The sequence below is a fragment of the Aeromonas sp. D3 genome, assembly GCF_027705025.1.
GTDB classification, from domain to species: Bacteria; Pseudomonadota; Gammaproteobacteria; order Enterobacterales; family Aeromonadaceae; genus Aeromonas; species Aeromonas salmonicida.
This window is the reverse complement of record NZ_JAPDBE010000023.1, coordinates 1-18,751: the sequence shown is the minus strand read 5'-3', so window position 1 is coordinate 18,751 and position 18,751 is coordinate 1. Positions and strand designations below refer to the sequence as shown.

General features: G+C 58.5%; 16 protein-coding genes and 1 pseudogene. 14 read left to right on the top strand and 3 right to left on the bottom strand.

All coding sequences use genetic code 11. The features are described 5' to 3' along the window. Nucleotides 1–2: 2 nt before the first annotated feature. The 9 genes from tsaE to OKC28_RS13930 all read left to right on the top strand — a co-directional run bounded on the left by tsaE (nt 3) and on the right by OKC28_RS13930 (nt 9,270). Nucleotides 3–476 carry a tRNA (adenosine(37)-N6)-threonylcarbamoyltransferase complex ATPase subunit type 1 TsaE gene (gene tsaE, locus OKC28_RS13970; RefSeq protein WP_005311656.1) on the top strand — a complete coding sequence of 158 codons (474 nt, stop codon included), beginning with the start codon at nt 3–5 and terminating at the stop codon, nt 474–476. Further along, complete coding sequence (locus OKC28_RS13965) at nt 467–2,191, top strand: N-acetylmuramoyl-L-alanine amidase (RefSeq protein ID WP_270689834.1); 1,725 nt, start codon at nt 467–469, stop codon at nt 2,189–2,191. Before tsaE ends, OKC28_RS13965 begins: the two co-directional genes overlap by 10 nt. 72 nt (nt 2,192–2,263) lie before the next feature. Continuing rightward, nucleotides 2,264–4,147 (top strand): DNA mismatch repair endonuclease MutL, encoded by a 1,884-nt coding sequence (gene mutL / locus OKC28_RS13960; protein ID WP_270689832.1) that lies wholly within the window; start codon nt 2,264–2,266, stop codon nt 4,145–4,147. A 98-nt stretch (nt 4,148–4,245) separates the two neighbouring features. Next, complete coding sequence (gene miaA, locus OKC28_RS13955) at nt 4,246–5,163, top strand: tRNA (adenosine(37)-N6)-dimethylallyltransferase MiaA (protein ID WP_080697378.1); 918 nt, start codon at nt 4,246–4,248, stop codon at nt 5,161–5,163. Between the two features lie 70 nt (nt 5,164–5,233). Beyond that, entirely contained in the window at nt 5,234–5,497 is a 264-nt protein-coding gene (gene hfq, locus OKC28_RS13950; RefSeq protein ID WP_005311664.1) for an RNA chaperone Hfq, read from the top strand. 63 nt (nt 5,498–5,560) lie between these two features. Then, a complete protein-coding gene (gene hflX, locus OKC28_RS13945; RefSeq protein ID WP_021138373.1) occupies nt 5,561–6,847 on the top strand; it encodes a ribosome rescue GTPase HflX in 1,287 nt (428 codons plus the stop codon). Between the two features lie 92 nt (nt 6,848–6,939). After that, nucleotides 6,940–8,091, top strand: coding sequence for an FtsH protease activity modulator HflK (hflK, locus tag OKC28_RS13940; RefSeq protein WP_270689828.1), 1,152 nt, complete (start codon nt 6,940–6,942; stop codon nt 8,089–8,091). Between the two features lie 3 nt (nt 8,092–8,094). Continuing rightward, the gene (gene hflC, locus OKC28_RS13935; RefSeq protein WP_270689826.1) at nt 8,095–8,979 is read left to right on the top strand and encodes a protease modulator HflC; all 885 of its coding nucleotides are present in this window, start codon (nt 8,095–8,097) and stop codon (nt 8,977–8,979) included. Nucleotides 8,980–9,081: 102 nt separating this feature from the next. Next, the gene (locus tag OKC28_RS13930; RefSeq protein ID WP_005311672.1) at nt 9,082–9,270 is read left to right on the top strand and encodes a DUF2065 domain-containing protein; all 189 of its coding nucleotides are present in this window, start codon (nt 9,082–9,084) and stop codon (nt 9,268–9,270) included. A gap of 92 nt (nt 9,271–9,362) precedes the next feature. On the opposite strand, the gene ispB is transcribed toward OKC28_RS13930, so the two are convergent. Continuing rightward, nucleotides 9,363–10,334 carry an octaprenyl diphosphate synthase gene (gene ispB / locus OKC28_RS13925; RefSeq protein ID WP_219593453.1) on the bottom strand — a complete coding sequence of 324 codons (972 nt, stop codon included), beginning with the start codon at nt 10,332–10,334 and terminating at the stop codon, nt 9,363–9,365. Between the two features lie 242 nt (nt 10,335–10,576). On the opposite strand from ispB, the gene rplU reads away from it, so the two are divergent. The 5 genes from rplU (at nt 10,577) to OKC28_RS13900 (ending at nt 16,205) form a co-directional block, all read left to right on the top strand. Further along, entirely contained in the window at nt 10,577–10,888 is a 312-nt protein-coding gene (gene rplU / locus OKC28_RS13920; protein ID WP_005304210.1) for a 50S ribosomal protein L21, read from the top strand. Between the two features lie 17 nt (nt 10,889–10,905). Then, nucleotides 10,906–11,163: a 50S ribosomal protein L27 gene (gene rpmA / locus OKC28_RS13915; RefSeq protein ID WP_005311678.1), complete on the top strand. Its 258-nt coding sequence runs from the start codon at nt 10,906–10,908 to the stop codon at nt 11,161–11,163. 192 nt (nt 11,164–11,355) lie between these two features. Beyond that, entirely contained in the window at nt 11,356–12,558 is a 1,203-nt protein-coding gene (gene cgtA, locus OKC28_RS13910; protein WP_005311680.1) for an Obg family GTPase CgtA, read from the top strand. A 408-nt stretch (nt 12,559–12,966) separates the two neighbouring features. Next, nucleotides 12,967–14,337, top strand: a complete 1,371-nt coding sequence (locus OKC28_RS13905; protein WP_096120093.1) for a YjiH family protein — start codon at nt 12,967–12,969, stop codon at nt 14,335–14,337. A 173-nt stretch (nt 14,338–14,510) separates the two neighbouring features. After that, complete coding sequence (locus tag OKC28_RS13900) at nt 14,511–16,205, top strand: AMP-binding protein (RefSeq protein WP_270689821.1); 1,695 nt, start codon at nt 14,511–14,513, stop codon at nt 16,203–16,205. Between the two features lie 63 nt (nt 16,206–16,268). Here the strand turns inward: OKC28_RS13900 and OKC28_RS13895 are convergent, their stop codons facing one another. Continuing rightward, complete coding sequence (locus OKC28_RS13895) at nt 16,269–16,619, bottom strand: hypothetical protein (RefSeq protein WP_256687510.1); 351 nt, start codon at nt 16,617–16,619, stop codon at nt 16,269–16,271. 132 nt (nt 16,620–16,751) lie between these two features. Further along, nucleotides 16,752–18,683, bottom strand: a pseudogene (locus OKC28_RS13890) (HD domain-containing phosphohydrolase); the annotation flags it as partial. Nucleotides 18,684–18,751: the final 68 nt, after the last annotated feature.

Here is an 18,751-nt window from a genome sequence, read left to right as displayed (position 1 = left end):
ACATGGCAAAACAGTTGATGATGACACTGCCGGATGAGGCAGCAACAGTGGCACTGGGTGGCCGTTTGGCACATGCCTGCCTGCAGGCGACCACGGTGTTCTTGCACGGCTCCCTCGGGGCCGGAAAAACCACCCTGACCCGTGGCTGGGTGCAAGGGCTGGGGCATCAGGGCAAGGTCAAGAGCCCGACCTATACACTGGTTGAACCCTATGAACTGGCCGATTGGCAGGTTTATCACTTTGATCTCTATCGTCTGGCTGATCCGGAAGAGCTGGAGTTCATGGGGATCCGGGACTACTTTGCTGCCAATACCCTCTGCCTGGTGGAGTGGCCGGAGAAGGGGGAAGGCTGGCTGCCGGCGCCCGATCTGGACATTACCCTGACTTATGTAAACGAGCAGCGTGAGGCTCTGATAGAAGCCCGCACTGCTATTGGCGAAGCCATTCTGGAACGGTTGTCATCTACGTGCGCTTGATCCTTGTTATTGCCCTCTCTCTGATGGCCTTACCCTCCTGGGCGAATCAGCTCAAGAGTGTGCGGGTATGGCCATCGCCGGATAACACCCGGGTGGTGCTCGACATGAGCAGTGCTCCCAATTACAACTACTTCACCCTGACCGGCCCGGATCGACTGGTGATCGACCTCAAAGGGGCGAACAACGTCGCCAATCTGGCCAGTATCGGGAACAACAGCGAGCTGGTGCGCAAGATCCGCGAGAGCTCGCCGTTGGAGAAGGGTGGACTGCGGCTGGTGCTGGATCTCAGTTCCACCATCAAACCCGTGGTATTTCCGCTGGCGCCGGCAGGCCCCTATGGCCACCGGTTGGTGATAGACCTGCCTTATGAAGAGAAACGCTCTGCCGCCGCCGTGCAAGCCACTCCTGTGGGGGGCAAGGGCAAGGGGGTGGTGATCGCCATCGATCCGGGCCATGGCGGGGAAGATCCGGGCTCCATCGGCCCCCGTCGCACCTATGAGAAGCGAGTTACCTTGGCGGTATCCCAGAAGCTGGCGGCACTCATTGACAGGGAACCCGGCATGCGCGCCGTGCTGACTCGCCGCGGGGACTACTTCGTGGATCTGAACAAGCGCTCCGAAATTGCCCGCAAGGCCAAGGCGGATCTGCTGGTCTCCGTCCACGCGGACAGCTTCCACAACTCGACGCCGCGCGGCGCTTCTGTCTGGGTGCTGTCTACCAACCGAGCCAACCGCGAGATGGGCAGCTGGCTGGAGAAGCAGGAGAAACAGGGGGAACTGCTGGGCGGGGTAGGCAAGGTATTGGCCGAATCCGACCCGAATCCCTATCTGGCACAGACCTTCCTCGATCTCTCCATGGACAAGTCCCGTGCCGAGGGCTATGACGTCAGCCGCCAGATCCTGCGCTCCATGGGCAAGGTGGCCAGATTGCACAAAAAGGCGCCGGAGCATGCCAGTCTGGCCGTACTGAAAGCCCCGGACATTCCCTCCGTGCTGGTAGAGACAGGTTTTATCTCCAACCATGCTGAAGAGAAGCTGCTGGCTACCCCCGCCTATCAAGACAAGCTGGCCCGCGCCATCTTCGAGGGGATCCGCAATTACTACCGTGCTCATCCGACCAAGGGCGCCATGCTGACTGGCAAGGGACAGGCCAGTCGGCCGGCAGCTACCACTCGCCCTGCGCCTGTGGCCCAGCAGTCGGTGAGCCAGCCCAGGCAAGTACAGTCGCAGCCGGTCGTGACCAACAAGATGCCCGCCACTGCCCGCGACGGTGGTGCTGCGACCAGCTCCGGAGCCGGGGTGATCAAGCCTTACTCGGCGGCAGCGCAAGAGACTGGTGCGCCGGTCAGTAATGTGGGCGACTATGACAAATCGCGGATGCTCCGCCATGTGGTCAAACGGGGCGAGAGCCTCTCCCGCCTTGCCGAGAGGCATGGGGTGAGTCAGTCCACATTGGTTGAAATCAACCAGCTGCGCAGCCGGGATATTCAGATTGGTCAGACAATCTATATCCCCCAGCAGGGACAGAGCCGCAGTGCCGCCCCCGTTCGCAGTGACGACAAGTCGCAGATGATCCGCCATGTGGTCAAGCGGGGCGAAAGTCTCTCCCGCCTTGCCGAGAAGAATGGGGTGAGTCAGGCGCGGCTGGTGGAGATCAACAAGCTCAAGTCGCGGGATATCCAGGTAGGGCAGGTGCTCTACATTCCCCAAAACTGACGCGCGGGAGCTGGTGATGCCGCTCCCCGTGTTGGCGTACACCATCGCAAGATTGAAACTCAGGAGTAAGTGATGCCGATCCGTATATTACCCCCTATCCTGGCCAACCAGATTGCAGCCGGAGAGGTGGTGGAGCGGCCCTCTTCTGTGGTGAAAGAGCTGGTGGAAAACAGCCTGGATGCGGGCGCCGACCGGGTCGAGATCGACATCGACAAGGGCGGTGCCAAGCTTATTCGCATCCGTGACAACGGCTGCGGCGTCGCCAAAGACGAGCTGGTGCTGGCGCTGTCGCGCCACGCCACCTCCAAGGTGGCGACCCTGGATGATCTGGAAGGGATCTGCAGCCTGGGGTTTCGCGGCGAGGCGCTCGCCTCCATCAGCTCTGTTTCTCGCCTCACATTTACCTCCCGCACCCAGGAGCAGTCCGAAGCCTGGCAGGCACAGGCGGAAGGGCGAGAGATGGACGTTACCGTCAAACCAGCGGCCCACCCGGTGGGCACCACAGTGGAAGTGGTGGATCTCTTCTTCAATACCCCGGCGCGGCGCAAGTTCATGCGCAGTGAAAAGACCGAATTTGCCCATATCGATGAGCTGGTACGCCGCATTGCGCTCTCCCGTTTCGATGTCACCCTGATCCTGCGTCACAACGGCAAGGTAATGCGCCAGTACAAGGCTGCCAATACGGTGCCTGAGCAGGAGCGCCGGCTCGCCGCCGTTTGTGGCACCCCCTTCATGCACCATGCGCTGGCGGTGGAGAGCGAACATAGCGACGTACGTCTGTGGGGGTGGCTGGCGCTGCCTGAGGGGGCCAGACCGCAGAACGACTTGCAATACACCTATGTCAACGGTCGCATGATGCGCGACAAGCTCATCAATCATGCCATCCGCCAGGCCTATGACGAGCTGCTGCCCACCGACCGCTTCGCCGCCTATGTGCTCTATATCGAGCTGGATCCACACCAGGTGGATGTGAACGTCCATCCTGCCAAGCACGAGGTGCGCTTTCATCAGGCGCGGCTGATCCACGACTTTATCTTTCAGGCGCTGTTTACTGCGCTGCGCCGCGAAGGGGTCAGCGCCGCTCATCAGGAAGAGCCGCTGGCCGAAACCCTGGTCGAGCTGCCTGTCAGCGGGCAGATTGAATACCCAGGGCAGGCGCCTCGTCCCGAGTGGTATGGCGCCGAGCACAGCTATCGGGCTCCTGCCTCGACGAATGAAGTGCGAGAAGGGGGCGCGGCGCGTGCCGGCAACTACCAACTGCCCGAGCCACCCAGCCGGGAGGCGATGCGGGGCATGGGCGCACTGCTCACCACCTTGCCCGGTGCCGGGCCCGCGTCTGCTGTATCCGGTACCGCTGCAATGGTGCCCAGTGCAGCAGCTCAGACCACACCCGGAGTCTGGCAGGCACTCACTCTGGTGGAGCAGGCCTATCTGTTGCTGGTGCGAGATGGCCAGCTGGCGCTGCTCTCCCTGGTGCGGGCCGAACGCCTGCTGCTGCGCAACTGGTTGCTGGAAGCCTGGGGCCAGGGGCTGGCTGCGCAACCCCTGTTGCTGCCAGTTTCGTTCAAGCTGCCGAAAAACCTGATAGCGCTGGTTGAAGCGCAGGAACGTTTGCTCAAACGGATGGGGCTGGAGTTGAAAAGCGGGGGGCGTGACACCATGATCCTGACTCGGGTGCCAGCCTTGCTGCGCCAGACCGATCTGGTGCGGCTATTACCCGAATTGTTGCAAATTATCGAGAGCGGATCTGACAGTGATGCGAGCCAGCTGGCTGAAGTATTATGCCAATGGCTGGTTGAGCAGGGGATAAGCCACGAAAAAATATACGATTTTTCAACAGCCAATCGCTTGCTGACGGAACTTGTGGCCGATTTCAGTGACCAATTGGCAGATATTCGCATGGTGCGCTCCGTGTCGCTGACGACAGTACTGGAGGCGTTTGCAGATGGTGGCTGAGTTGCCGAGTGCTTGTTCCAACACACAATCTGGCAATAAGCCCGTGATGTGCTCGCTGTCACTGGTAAATCTGATCGAGGAATTTGAACGTGGCTGAGTTGCCGAATGCAATTTTTTTGATGGGGCCAACGGCCTCCGGCAAGACGGATCTCGCCATCGCCCTGTGCCAAACCCTGCCTTGCGACATCATCAGCGTGGACTCTGCGCTCATCTATCGCGGCATGGATATAGGAACTGCCAAGCCGACGGCGCAAGAGTTGGCTCTGGCTCCCCACAAGTTGATCGATATTATCGATCCTGCCTTGAGCTATTCGGCCGCCGACTTTTGCCGCGATGCCCTGCGGGAGATGAACGATATTGTCGCCCGCGGCCGCATTCCGCTGCTGGTGGGGGGCACAATGCTCTATTTCAAGGCACTGCTGGAGGGGCTTTCTCCGCTGCCATCCGCCGATCCGGCCATTCGCGCCGAGCTGGAAGAGGAGGCGGCACGCCTCGGCTGGCAGGCGCTGCACGATGAGCTGGTGCGGATCGATCCGGTCGCCGGCGCGCGCATTCATCCCAATGATCCGCAGCGTCTTAGCCGGGCCTTGGAGGTGTATCGCATCAGTGGCAAAACCCTGACCGAGCTTACCCAGGTGCAGGGGGAAGGGTTGCCATATCGGGTGCACCAGTTTGCCATTGCCCCGAGTGATCGCGCCCTGTTGCACAAGCGCATCGAACAGCGCTTTGACAAGATGTTGCAAAGCGGCTTCGAGCAAGAGGTGCGTGCGCTTTATGAACGAGGCGATCTCACCCCCGACCTGCCAGCTATTCGCTGCGTTGGCTACCGCCAAATGTGGGACTACCTGGCAGGGGAAGTGGAGTATGATGAGATGCGCTATCGCGGTATTGTTGCCACCCGCCAGTTGGCCAAGCGTCAAATGACCTGGTTGCGCGGTTGGCCTGAAGTCACCTGGCTGGAATCTGGTGAGTCTGGCAATCTGGCAAGGGTCGTTGCCCGTGCCGGAGTGGCTTGACACTCCTGTATAATCAGGTTGTTATATTGATATCCGGTGTTTAAAAACAACAAACTATAAGGAAAAGAAGATGGCTAAGGGGCAATCTCTCCAAGACCCGTTTTTGAATGCGCTGCGCCGTGAGCGGATTCCTGTTTCTATTTATTTGGTGAACGGCATCAAACTGCAGGGTCAGATCGAATCGTTTGACCAGTTTGTCATTTTGCTGAAGAACACCGTGAGCCAGATGGTCTACAAGCACGCCATTTCCACCGTGGTGCCGGCCCGCGCCGTCAACCATCACCAGCACGTCCCTGGCGCAGCTGGCGAAGAACAGGGTGAAGCTGAAGCGTGATATCTCGAGGCGAGACGACTCGCCAATTCAGATTCGTCATGATTCCTGTCAAGGAGCAAGCGCTTGTTTGACCGTTATGAAGCCGGCGAACAGGCCGTTCTGGTGCACGTCAACTTCAGTGATGAGGGTGAGCGGGAGGATCTGGAAGAGCTCAAGATGTTGGTGAGCTCGGCCGGCGTCAATGCATTGGGGGTGGTGACCACCAACCGCAGTGCCCCCAGCGCCAAACTCTTTGTCGGCAGCGGCAAGGCTGAAGAGATCGCGTCCCAGGTGCAGATGCTGGGCGCAGACGTGGTGATCTTCAACCATGCCCTGACCCCTGCCCAGGAACGCAATCTGGAACGCCTGTTCCAGTGCCGTGTCGTGGACAGAACCGGCCTGATCCTGGATATCTTTGCCCAGCGCGCCCGAACCCACGAAGGCAAGTTGCAGGTCGAACTTGCCCAGTTACGCCATCTTTCTACTCGCCTGGTGCGAGGCTGGACCCACCTTGAACGTCAGAAGGGCGGGATCGGTCTGCGCGGCCCGGGTGAAACCCAGCTGGAAACCGACCGTCGCCTGTTGCGTGAGCGCATCAAGGCGATTTTGCGTCGGCTCGACAAAGTGGCCAAACAGCGGGAACAGGGCCGTCGTGCCCGTAACCGCAATGAGGTGCCGACCGTATCACTGGTTGGTTACACCAACGCCGGAAAGTCCACTTTGTTCAACCAACTTACAGCTGCCAGCGTGTATGCTGCCGACCAATTGTTCGCAACACTGGATCCCACCTTGCGTAAATTGGTGATCCGGGATGTGGGTGATGTGATTCTGGCGGATACAGTTGGATTTATTCGACACTTGCCCCATGATCTGGTCGCGGCCTTCAAAGCGACGCTGCAGGAGACCCGCGAAGCGGACTTGTTGCTGCACGTGGTGGATTGTGCCGACGAACAGATGCAAGAGAATATCGATTCGGTGCAGCAAGTGTTGGCTGAAATTGAGGCCGATGACCGACCCCAGTTGATGATCTGTAACAAGATAGACAAGCTGGCGGATCGTCCGGCAGGTCTGGAGCGGGATGATGAGGGGCGCCCGGTGCGACTCTGGTTGTCTGCCCAGAGCGGTGAAGGCTGTGAATACCTGTTTACGGCCCTGACCGAGTTGCTGGCCGGATCCATGGTGCATCACACCTTGCAGTTGCCCCCTTCGGCCGCCAGATTGCGAAGTGCGCTCTATCGTCTCAAAGGCATTGAGCAGGAAGGTTTTAGCGAGGAGGGGGATTTTGTGTTGCAAGTTCGGCTGCAATTGGCCGACTGGAACCGCCTCGTGAAACAGGAAGGCGAGAATTTACAACGCTTTATCAGGCATTGAGTCGTGGATGAAGATGAATGCTTACAGGCTTCATCAACGATCGATGATCAGATAGAGGTGATATCCATCCGCTTGTATTAATGGAGATGCTGATGGCTTGGAATGAGCCTGGAAACAACGGCAAAGACCGTGACCCTTGGGGGAACAACGGCAAGAATCAGGGACCCCCTGATCTGGACGAGATGTTGCGCAAGGTAAGCCGCCGTTTTGGTGGTTTGCTGGGTGGTGGCAAGTCAGGTGGCGAGATGGGCCGTTTTGGTCTCTCTATCGCTTTGGTGATCGCTGTGGTGGTGTGGGTCGTCAGCGGCTTCTACACCATTCGCGAAGCTGAACGAGGGGTTATTCTGCGTTTTGGCGAGTACTCTCACAACGTAGAGCCCGGCTTGCGCTGGAAGCCGACCTTCATTGATCGGGTGATCCCGGTGGATGTGGAGTCAGTGCGTTCTCTGCCTGCTTCAGGTTTTATGCTGACTCAGGATGAAAACGTGGTGCGGGTCGAGATGGACGTGCAGTACCGTGTCGTCGATCCCGAACAGTATCTGTTCAGCGTGACCAATGCTGAAGAGAGTCTGGGCCAGGCTACCGACAGTTCACTGCGCTATGTCATCGGCCATACCCGTATGGATGATATTTTGACCACAGGGCGTGAGCAAGTTCGTCGTGAAACCTGGGATGGCATCGAAAAAATAGTCACGCCTTATCAAATGGGTTTGCAGATTGTCGACGTCAACTTCTTGCCGGCTCGTCCGCCAGAAGAGGTTAAAGACGCCTTCGATGATGCCATCTCCGCCCAGGAAGATGAGCAGCGCTTCATTCGTGAAGCGGAAGCCTATGCCCGTGAAGTCGAGCCAAAAGCACGTGGTACTGTCAAGCGGCTGGAACAGGAAGCCGAAGGTTACAAGTCCCAGATTGTGCTGAAGGCCAAGGGTGAAGTTGCCCGTTTCAACGAGCTGTTGCCCCAGTACCAGGCCGCGCCTGACTTGACTCGTGAGCGTATCTACCTGGAAACCATGGAAGAGCTCTATCAACAGGCCAACAAGGTGCTGGTCGACATGCCTGATGGCAACAACAGCATGATCTATCTGCCTCTCGACAAGCTGTCTGGTCAAGCCAATGCCGTCTCGCCTGCGCGATCTGCCAGTGCAGTGACTGCCGCCGATGCGGCACCGGTCACCAATGACGGTGCAAACTCCACTCCGACTCCGCTGCGTAGCGGTGATCGTTTCAGCTCAGGGAGAAACTAATAGATGAAAAAAATAGCTATTGGTGTCATCGCTGTGGCTGCCATGGTCTGCTTCTCCTCCATCTTTGTTGTTGATGAAGGGCAGAAAGGAATAGTGGTGCAGTTTGGCAAGGTGAAGCGAGTTGAATCCGGTGAAGCTCGGCTCTATGAGCCGGGCCTGCACTTCAAGGTGCCCTTCATCGATCAGGTTCGCAAGATGGATGCTCGCATCCAGACTATCGACAGCCAGGCTGACCGTTTCGTGACCTCCGAGAAGAAAGATCTCATCATCGACTCCTACGTGAAGTGGAAGATCGAGGATTTCTCCCGGTACTACCTGGCAACGGGTGGTGGCAACAAGATCCAGGCTGAAGACCTGCTCAAGCGCAAGATCAACAACGGTCTGCGTTCCGAGATCGGTAACCGCACCATCAAGGACATCGTCTCCGGTGAGCGCAGTACCGTGATGGAAGATGCCCTGATGAAGATGGCGCGCTCCTCCGAGCTTGGCATCAGAGTGGTAGACGTGCGGATCAAGCAGATCAACCTGCCGGTCGAGGTCTCCAACTCCATCTATCAGCGGATGCGTGCCGAACGTAATGCGGTAGCCCGTGAGCATCGCTCCCAGGGTCGCGAGCAGGCCGAAATCCTGCGAGCTGACATCGACCGCAAAGTGACCGTCATGATCGCCGATGCCGAGAGTAATTCGCGTCAGCTGCGTGGTGAAGGGGATGCCGAAGCCGCCAAAATCTATGCCGACAGCTACAAGAAAGACCCCGAGTTTTTCAGCTTCGTGCGTAGCATGGAGGCCTATCGCAAGAGTTTTGCCGGTGGTAACGACCTGATGGTGCTCAAACCAGACAGCGAGTTCTTCCGCTACCTCAAGTCTCCTCACGGCGCCAAGCAGTAAGAGACAAGCATAAGACCAAAGGGCCTGATGATTCAGGCCCTTTTGCTTTATGGCATGAGACCAACCGCCGATACTGGCGGCTTTTTTGCGCGAGGAGAGGGGATGCTGACATCCATTTTAATGGGATTGGGGCTGCTATTGCTGTTTGAAGGGCTTGGCCCCTTGCTGATGCCCAAAGCCTGGCAACAGATGCTGCGGCTGCTGAGCGAACAGCCACCGGAACAACTGCGCCGTATCGGTGGATCTCTGGTGGTGGCGGGCGCCGTCATCCTCTGGATGCTGGGTCACTGAATCATGTGGCTGGCTCTGAGTTCCATTGCAGCGCAGACAATAAAAAAGAGGCCCGAGGCCTCTTTTTTATTCAGCAAGCAGGAGTCGTTGACTCAGGCGCTGCGTTGTACCGCCATCTGGGCCAGGGTTTCCAGCGCCTGCTTGTGCTGGGAGTCCGGCAGGATGGCGAGGGCGGCAATCGCCTTGTCAGCCTCTTCTCGGGCCCGCATGCGGGAGTATTCCAGCGCACCGGTACGATCCAGAATGGCCAAGATCTGGTCGAGATGCTCCATGCCGTTGCGATGCTCGATGGCATCACGCACCAGCTGGCGCTCTTCGGGTGAGCCCACTTCCATGGCCCGCAGCAGCGGCAGGGTCGGTTTGCCTTCGGCCAGATCGTCACCGACGTTCTTGCCCATCTCATCGCTCTGGGAGCAGTAGTCCATGACGTCATCGATGATCTGGAAGGCTGTGCCAAGATACTTGCCGTAGTCGGTCATGGCTTGCTCGACGGGCTCGGGCTGATGGGTCAGCACGGCCGCGAGGCGGGTGGCGGCCTCGAACAGTTTGGCGGTCTTGCAGTAGATGACCGTCATGTAGCTCTGTTCCGTGGTGTCCGGATCGTTGCAGTTCATCAGCTGCAACACTTCCCCCTCTGCGATGGTATTGGTGGCATCCGACAGGATTTCCATCACTCGCAGGTTGGAAAGCTCGCTCATCATCTGGAAGGAGCGGCTGTAGAGGTAGTCGCCGACCAGCACGCTGGCAGCATTGCCAAACAGCGCATTGGCGGTCTCCCGGCCACGGCGCAGGTCGGATTCGTCGACCACGTCATCGTGCAGTAGGGTAGAGGTATGAATGAATTCGATGATGGCGGCGAGTTTGAGATGATCCTGACCTTCGTATCCCAGTGCGCGGGCGGCCATCACTGTCAGCATGGGGCGCATCCGTTTCCCGCCTGCACTGACAATATAGAAACCCAGCTGGTTGATCAGGCTGACATCGGACTGAAGTCTCGCCAGGATCAGTTCATTCACCGCCGTCATGTCGGCAGCACAGAGCGCACGGATAGTCTGTTGGTCCATAAGTCTCGTAACGTGACGGCAGCAATAACTGCGGTTTTAGTAATGGCGGGGATTCTACACGATTTCACAATGGGTTACAGTTAAGCGTTTATTCACGGCGGCAGATATGCGCACAAAATAAACTTTTTGCTAAATTGGCCTTGCCTGAGCAAATCGATTTGCGTAGAATGCCGGCCCATTGTTATAGGTTTTTGCGCGTGTCTGGCCTTGAGCAAAAGACACGCCTTTACGGAGTTAATCAAATGTACGCGGTATTCCAAAGCGGCGGAAAACAACACCGTGTGGCCGAAGGTCAAATCGTTCGTCTGGAAAAGCTGAACGTTGAGACTGGCGCTACTATCGACTTCAATGAAGTTCTGATGGTTGCTGCAGGCGACACTTTTAAAGTAGGTGCTCCTTTCGTTGAAGGTGGCAAGGTTGTAGCTGAAGTTGTGGCTCACGGCCGTGGCGAGAAAGTGACTATCGTCAAGTTCCGTCGTCGTAAGCACCATCGTAAGCAAGCGGGCCACCGTCAGTGGTTCACTGAAGTCAAAATCACTGGCATCAGCGCTTAATTAGAGGAGTCCGATAAATGGCACACAAAAAAGCTGGCGGTTCATCCCGCAACGGTCGCGATTCTGAAGCTAAACGCCTTGGCGTTAAGCGTTTCGGCGGCGAAACAGTTCTGGCAGGCAGCATCATCGTTCGTCAACGTGGCACCAAGTTCCACGCTGGCACCAACGTTGGTCTGGGCACGGATCACACCCTGTACGCGAAAGCGACTGGCAAGATCCTGTTCGAAGTTAAAGGTCCGCTGAATCGTAAGTACGTTAGCATCGTTGCTGAGTAATTACGGACCGCAAGGATCCGAAGCCCCGCCAACAGGCGGGGCTTTTGTTTTTCTGACGCAGTTTACGAAAAAACGGAACGTAGATGTGCCTGGTGTTGCGCGGGGCATTCATCGCTAAGATGCGTATCGCCCGCAGGGGCCTGTACCACTATAATTGCGTATCGGTTTTTCGAATTAAGGTGACGGTTACCTATGAAGTTTGTTGATGAAGTCCAGATTCGAGTCGATGCCGGTGACGGTGGTAACGGTTGTGTGAGCTTTCGCCGTGAAAAGTACATCCCGAACGGCGGCCCGGATGGCGGTGACGGTGGCGACGGTGGCGATGTCTATCTGATTGCCGACGAAAACCTGAATACCCTGATCGACTACCGTTTCGAGCGTTTTCACGCGGCCGAGCGCGGTGAGAATGGCCAGAGTGCCAACTGTACCGGCCGTCGCGGCAAGGACAGGATACTGCGTGTGCCGGTCGGTACCCGTGCCAGCGATGAAGACACAGGCGAACTGCTGGGTGATCTGACCCACCATGGTCAGAAGCTGCTGGTCGCCAAAGGTGGCTTCCACGGTCTGGGCAACACCCGTTTCAAGAGCTCCGTCAACCGGGCGCCGCGCCAGAAGAGCAGCGGTACGCCGGGTGAAGTGCGTACTCTGAAGCTGGAACTGCTGCTGCTGGCCGATGTCGGCATGCTGGGTCTGCCCAATGCTGGCAAGTCCACCTTTATCCGTGCCGTGTCCGCCGCTCGTCCCAAGGTAGCCGATTACCCCTTCACTACTCTGGTGCCGAACCTGGGGGTGGTGCGTGGCGAGAACTCCCGCTCCTTCGTGATAGCCGACATTCCGGGTCTGATCGAAGGTGCCGCCGAGGGCGCAGGCCTCGGTATTCGCTTCCTCAAGCATCTCGAGCGCTGCCGGGTCTTGATCCACCTGGTCGATATCTGCCCGGTCGATGACTCGGATCCTGCCGAGAACGCCGTGACTATCGTCAAGGAGCTGGAAAAGTACAGCCCCGAGCTGGCTGGCAAGCCGCGCTGGTTGGTGTTCAACAAGATGGATCTGATCCTGGAAGAAGAGGCGGTCGAGGTGATGGAGCGCGTCAAGACGGCGCTGGCCTACGAAGGCCCCGTCTACCAGATCTCCGCCATCAGCAAGGAAGGCACCAAGAAGGTGTGCTACGACATCCTGGATCTGCTGGATACCATGCCTCGTCAACTGGCGGAAGATGCCAGGGACGCCATCGAGAAGGTGGAGTTCAAGTGGGATGACTACCACAAGAACCAGTTGGCCCAAGCTGAAGCCGAAGCGCTGGCCGCCTCCATGGCCTTCGATGAGGGGCTCGATGAGGAAGACTGGGATGATGACGAAGATGATGGCGTTGAAGTCATCTATGTTCGTGACTGATCACTCTGTCCTGCCTGATCGGTGCAGCACCTCTGCCCACCGATGAGAAAAACCGGAGCCTGGCAACAGGCTCCGGTTTTTTATGGGGCGCATCTGGATCGATCGGATCACCACATAGATATATTTCTTATGTCACTTATTGCCTGCCAACCGCAACGGATTATACTGCGCACCTGAATGTAACCTTGCTGAAACAATATGCTAACCATTCGTAATGAATTGATATGCGTATCTGTTTGAGGTCGTTCTTATGGAAGGTTCGCCTGCAAAAATATTTATGCTTGAAATGATCCATTAAGGGCTTGTTTGTGCATTTTTTTGGAGTATTCTTGCGCCCGTTTTGTCGGGCGAGAGCATGAATATGCAAGTTGACCTGGCTAAGGAAAAGTAACATTAAGGCTGTAGACCATGCTGGAAAAGACTCTGCAAGCGCCTGCGCTCAATACTCGTCGCAACGTGCTGATGTTCCTGGTCCCGTCACTCATCGGGATCCTGCTGTTCATGACCCCCGTCATCTATGACGAGAACGTCACCATTCCGGTTGCCGTGCTGGCGAAGCTGGTGCAAACGGTATTTGCCGATTATCTGGTGGCCATGGTCAGTGCCATCATTACCACTACCATGCTGATGACGCTGATCGCCTGGCTGTTCAAGCCAGCGATCCTGGTGCGTCGCCCCTTCCTCAACAGCCTGTTCAACGTCTCCCCTTTCTGGGCCAGTGTGCGGGTACTGGGTGGCGTGTTCGTGCTGCTGACCTTCTTCAATGCGGGGCCAGAGGTGCTGCGTTCCGGTGCTACCGGCGGTCTGGTGCTGCACGATCTGCTGCCTGTGCTGTTCTCGGTGTTCATCTTCGCAGGTCTGTTGTTGCCTCTGCTGCTGGATTTCGGTCTGCTGGAGTTTGTTGGCACCATGATGACCCGCATCATGCGCCCTGTGTTTCGTTTGCCGGGGCGCTCCGCCGTGGATTGCTTCGCCTCCTGGTTGGGGGATGGCAGCGTTGGCATCTTGCTGACCAGCAAACAGTACGAGGGCAAGTTCTATACCCAGCGTGAGGCCGCCGTCATCGGCACCACCTTCTCAGCTGTCTCCATCACCTTCTGCCTGGTGGTGATCTCCCAGGTGAAGCTGGAGCATATGTTCGTGCCCTTCTACCTGACTGTCTGTCTGGCGGGTGTGGTCGCCGCCATAGTGGTGCCGCGCCTGCCGCCGCTCTCCTGGAAGAAGGACATCTATGCCGATGGCACGCCCCTGTGCCGCAAGCAGGAGTCAGTACCCCATCAGCACAGCGTGATGAGCTATGGCTACGAGCGTGCGCTGACCAAGGCGGAGAGTGTCACCGATCTTGGTGCGGTCGCGCGGGAAGGGGTGAAGAATGCATTGGACATGGTGTTTGGCGTGTTGCCGGTGGTGATGGCGATCGGCACCTGTGCCCTGATGCTGGCCGAGCATACCCCCATCTTCAACTGGCTGGGTGCGCCATTTGTTCCCTTGCTGGAGCTGCTGCAACTGCCGGAGGCCGAGGCCGCCTCCAGGACCATCATGGTTGGTTTTGCCGACATGTTCATCCCGGCCGTGCTGGCCTCGACCATAGAGAGCGACATCACCCGCTTCGTGATTGCCGCCATGTCGGTCACCCAGCTCATCTATATGTCGGAAGTGGGCGCCCTGCTGCTGGGCAGCAAGATCCCGGTCAAGCTGTGGGAGCTGTTTGTCATCTTCCTGCTGCGCACCCTGGTGACCCTGCCGGTCATTGCCGGTGTGGCGCATCTGCTGTTCTAAGGCAAGAGTCTGGGATTTAAAACGGTCAACTTGGGTTGGCCGTTTTTTATGGTGAGTATTAGACCAAAGTGAGTCTTTTTAATGGGTGGTTTTTACATTAACGTAACAAGCTGAAAAAAGCGTGCCAGCCGAGCAGTAGGCAATACCCATCGAATGTGGCCAGGAGTCACCCCATGACCTCACTGCTCAGCTACCGGACCGGTCCTTGCGACCAGCCCTTGCTTCACCAGACCATTGGCGAATATCTGCAAGAGATAGCCGAACGTTTCCCCGACCGCCCCGCCGTTGTAGTGCGTCACCAGCAGATCCGCTGGAGCTACCGTGAATACCTCATCCAGATAGACAGGCTGGCACTGGGCTTGCTGGCGCTCGGTATCCAGCCGGGGGACAGGGTCGGCATCTGGTCGCCAAACAACATAGAGTGGTGCCTGGTGCAGTTCGCCACGGCCCGCATCGGCGCCATCATGGTCTGCATCAACCCAGCCTATCGCAACTACGAGCTTGAGTTTGCCATCAACAATGTGGGTTGCCGCGCCCTCATCTGTGCCAGTGCCTTCAAGGGAAGCGACTACCTCGCAATGCTCAATGAGCTGGCCCCCGAGCTGGCAAGCTCGCCGCCGGGGCAGCTGGCCAGCGCCCGCTTGCCGAGCCTGGAGATGGTGATCCGGCTCGGGGAGGCGCAAACGCCGGGTATGCTGAACTTCAGCGCCGTGCAGGCCCTGGGGGATGTGCAGGATCCGGCCTGGCTTGCCCGGGTGGCGGCGACCCTCAAACCGGATGATGCCATCAACATCCAGTTCACCTCGGGTACCACGGGCAGCCCCAAGGGCGCCACCCTGAGCCATGGCAACATTCTCAACAATGGCCGGCAGGTGGCGCGGGGCATGGCGTTCAGCGAGCAGGACAGGCTCTGCATACCCGTGCCGCTCTACCATTGCTTTGGCATGGTGCTTGGCAATCTGGTGTGCATCAGCGTGGGGGCCTGCGCCCTGTTTCCGTCGGAAGCGTTCGATCCTGTGGCGACCCTGCAGACGGTGAGCGAGGAGCGTTGCACTGCCTTGCATGGCGTGCCGACCATGTTCATCGCCGAGCTGGAGTTGCCCGGTTTTGGTGAGTTTGATCTCTCCTCTTTGCGCACCGGCATTATGGCAGGGGCGATTTGCCCCGAGCCCTTGATGCGCAAGGTGCAGACCCTGATGCACATGACAGAGGTGACCATTGCCTACGGTCAGACCGAGTGCAGCCCCATCAATCACATGACCGCCATCGATGCGGCGCTGGACAAGCGGGTCACCACTGTGGGCCGCGCCCTCGACCACACCGAGATCAAACTGATTGACCCGAGCGGTGAATTGGTGCCCATTGGCGAGCGGGGTGAGATCTGCTGCCGCAGCAAGGGGGTCATGCAGGGTTACTGGCAGGACCCGGTCAAGACAGCGGAAACCATAGATGATGAAGGCTGGTTGCACTCGGGTGATATCGGCATCATGGATGAAGAGGGTTATGTGCAGATAGTGGGGCGCAGCAAGGAGCTGATCATCCGCGGTGGCGAGAACATCTATCCCCGCGAGATAGAGGATCGGCTCTACGATCATCCTGCGGTGCAGGATGCCGCCGTGTTTGGTGTCGACAGCGAGCGTTACGGGGAGGAGGTGTGTGCCTGGGTCAAGCTGAGGCCGGATCAGATGGTCAGCGAGGAGGAGATCAAGCACTTCCTCTCGGCCCGCATCGCCTACTTCAAGGTGCCAAGATACATACGTTTCGTGGAGGAGTACCCCATGACGGTGACCGGCAAGCTGCAGAAGTTCAAGATGCGGGAGGCCATGAGCCGCGAGCTGGCCCGCCAGCATGCCGAGGCAACGCGCTGAGGTGGTGTTACCGCGATGAGAAAAGGGCCCTCGGGCCCTTTGTTCGTTGTTGCCAACAGGCTACTAGCGCGGCGTGATGCTCACATCCTTTGGGCACTGAATGGTCAACGAATGGACAGTATTGGCGATGCGGTGGGGTGTGCCCGCCTTGTATATTTTCTTCTCTTCGTCATAGCTGCCCGTTGTGTACTGGGTGGAGTAGAGCGTCTTCTGACGACGATCCGTCTCTTTGTATCCCTGGGGGCAGGTCTGGTTGGCCTGCTGGAAGCAGGCCGTCATGCTGCTGCATTCGATATAGAAACCCCGCTGGCTGGCATCGGCCAGATTGACAGGGGTGACGGTGGGCGGGGGTGGCGACAACAGGGCGCAGCCGGACAGCGCCAGCGCGCCCAGCATGATGAGATGTTTTGACATAAATAACCTGAACCATGTGGTGTGATAAAGAGTGAGGGGGAGTCTTTTGCTCCCCCTTCGCTGTAGGGCACAGTTATAACCAAGCGGGCCTGCTCAAACCAGCATACAAATGTAAGAAAATATGAACCCTGTCTATGCCTGTGTGGCCAGCAGAGCCTCTTCATCCACCTGATCCAGCTGTTCCGGCGCCAGAAAACGCTGGGCATAGTCGCGCCAGATACCGCTGCTGACGAACAGGGCAAACAGTGCCGGGTCTATGTGCTGCTCACGCACCATGTTCTGCATGATGGCCAGGGATTGAGCCACCGTCTTGCCCGACTTGTAGGGGCGATCGCTGGCGGTCAGCGCCTCGAAGATGTCGGCGATGGCCATGATGCGGGCCGGGATGCTCATCTGTTGCCCCAGCAACTGGCGGGGGTAACCCTTGCCGTCCATGCGTTCATGATGTCCACCGGCGATCTCGGGCACATTGCGCAAATGGCGCGGGAAGGGGAGCCGCTCCAGCATGCGGATGGTCTGGATGATGTGCTCGTTGATCTTGTAGCGCTCCTCTTCTGTGAGGGTGCCGCGGCCGATGGCCAGGTTATAGCGCTCCCCCCGGTTGTAGAGATAGGTCGGCACCCTGACCTTGAAGCCCCAGGGATTGCGTTCATCCAGGCTGTCGTGGACGGGGCGGGGTATGAGGTGGACTGTCTTGTCAGCCAGCAGTGGCTCGATACAGGGCAAATGGGGGGCCGGTTCGTTCTGGTGCAGCTTGAGCTCCTCCCGGCTGATGCCGAGCCTGTCATCCAGGGTGCGCAACCAGGTGCGGTTGGCGATGGCATCGAGCCGTGTCAGCTTCTCCGGTGCCATCCATTCCCCGCCCAGGTTGCACTCGGCGACGAAGGCGAACTCCTGATCCAGGGTGCTCCAGAGTGGTACCACCTCCGCTCTTGCCGCTTCCTGTTCTGACGCCGGCAGACGGGCCGCCAGCACCTCGATATAGGCGTCGCGTTTGAGCACTTCGAAGCGGGTACGGATCTCGTGGATCCGATCGTAGATAGTCTCCAGCTTGGTGGCCTTGTCGACCACAAACTCCGGCGTGGTGACCTTGCCGCAGTCGTGCAGCCAGCTCGCGATGTGAATGGCCTCCCACTCCTCTTCATTGAGCCGAAAGTCGGCGAAGGGGCCCTGCTGCTGGGCACAGGCCGCTTCGGTCAGCATCCGGGTCAATTCGGGTACCCGCTGGCAGTGGCCACCCGTGTAGGGACTCTTGGCATCGATGGCCCCTGCCATCAGCTCGATGAAGGACTCCAGCAGCTGTTTCTGCTCCTCCAGCAGGCGCTGGTTCTCGATGGCGGAAGCAGACGTGCCTGCCAGCGCCTCGATCAGGCTGATGCGCGAGGCCAGTTCGCGGGCAGAGCAGCCGGGCAGGATCAACAGCAGGCAGCCGATCAGCTCCTGTCTATGATTGCACAGTGGCTCGGCGACCAGCTGGCAAGGGCCGGGGAAGGGGCCCCAGCTCGCCAGATGTTGCTGCCAGCCCCGTTCGTCGACGGCCAGGGTGAGCCGCTCGCCATGAGCCAGCTTGCCGAGCAGCGCCTCCTGCCAGGGAGCCTGCTCGGCGGGCAGAGACTGTTGCCGCCAGAGCGCCTGGACGGCCACCATGCTCTGCTCTTGCGCCAGGTAGAGGCAGCCCCCTTCGGCCTGCACGGCGGCTATGGTCTCGTGCAGTATGCGACTGAGCAGGGAGTCGAAGCGGTGTTCCGCCGCCAGTGCCCGGCCCATGTTCATGAAGTTGCCCAGGGTCAGTCGCATGCCGGACATGGTACGGGCCAGATCGTCGATCTCGCGGATCGCCGATTCCGGCACCCGGCTCTCGCCGAAGTCGAAGTGCTGGATCCGTTCCGCCTCTTGAGTCAGGGCCAGCAGGGGGGTCGCGGTGCGGCGGGAGACCAGCCAGATCACCGGCAACAGCAGCAGCAAGCCTGCCAGTGCCCAGCCGAGGTTGATCAGCGCTTCGTTGCGAGCCTGCTGGTAGAGCAGGTCGGCCGAGACCAGCAAGGCGATATAAAAGGCTATGTCCCAATTACGTGTTGCATGGGGTGCCCCAGCGCCTCATGCAAACACGCTTTGATATTCACACCCCTTCC

Excerpts from the sequence above, each read along its gene's own strand:
- hflC (WP_270689826.1), top strand. The coding sequence starts at position 8,095 with ATGAAAAAAATAGCTATTGGTGTCATCGCTGTGGCTGCCATGGTCTGC.
- OKC28_RS13900 (WP_270689821.1), top strand. The coding sequence starts at position 14,511 with ATGACCTCACTGCTCAGCTACCGGACCGGTCCTTGCGACCAGCCCTTG.
- ispB (WP_219593453.1), bottom strand. The coding sequence starts at position 10,334 with ATGGACCAACAGACTATCCGTGCGCTCTGTGCTGCCGACATGACGGCG.
- OKC28_RS13905 (WP_096120093.1), top strand. The coding sequence starts at position 12,967 with ATGCTGGAAAAGACTCTGCAAGCGCCTGCGCTCAATACTCGTCGCAAC.
- cgtA (WP_005311680.1), top strand. The coding sequence starts at position 11,356 with ATGAAGTTTGTTGATGAAGTCCAGATTCGAGTCGATGCCGGTGACGGT.
- rplU (WP_005304210.1), top strand. The coding sequence starts at position 10,577 with ATGTACGCGGTATTCCAAAGCGGCGGAAAACAACACCGTGTGGCCGAA.
- hflK (WP_270689828.1), top strand. The coding sequence starts at position 6,940 with ATGGCTTGGAATGAGCCTGGAAACAACGGCAAAGACCGTGACCCTTGG.
- tsaE (WP_005311656.1), top strand. The coding sequence starts at position 3 with ATGGCAAAACAGTTGATGATGACACTGCCGGATGAGGCAGCAACAGTG.
- OKC28_RS13895 (WP_256687510.1), bottom strand. The coding sequence starts at position 16,619 with ATGTCAAAACATCTCATCATGCTGGGCGCGCTGGCGCTGTCCGGCTGC.
- rpmA (WP_005311678.1), top strand. The coding sequence starts at position 10,906 with ATGGCACACAAAAAAGCTGGCGGTTCATCCCGCAACGGTCGCGATTCT.
- OKC28_RS13930 (WP_005311672.1), top strand. The coding sequence starts at position 9,082 with ATGCTGACATCCATTTTAATGGGATTGGGGCTGCTATTGCTGTTTGAA.
- hfq (WP_005311664.1), top strand. The coding sequence starts at position 5,234 with ATGGCTAAGGGGCAATCTCTCCAAGACCCGTTTTTGAATGCGCTGCGC.
- mutL (WP_270689832.1), top strand. The coding sequence starts at position 2,264 with ATGCCGATCCGTATATTACCCCCTATCCTGGCCAACCAGATTGCAGCC.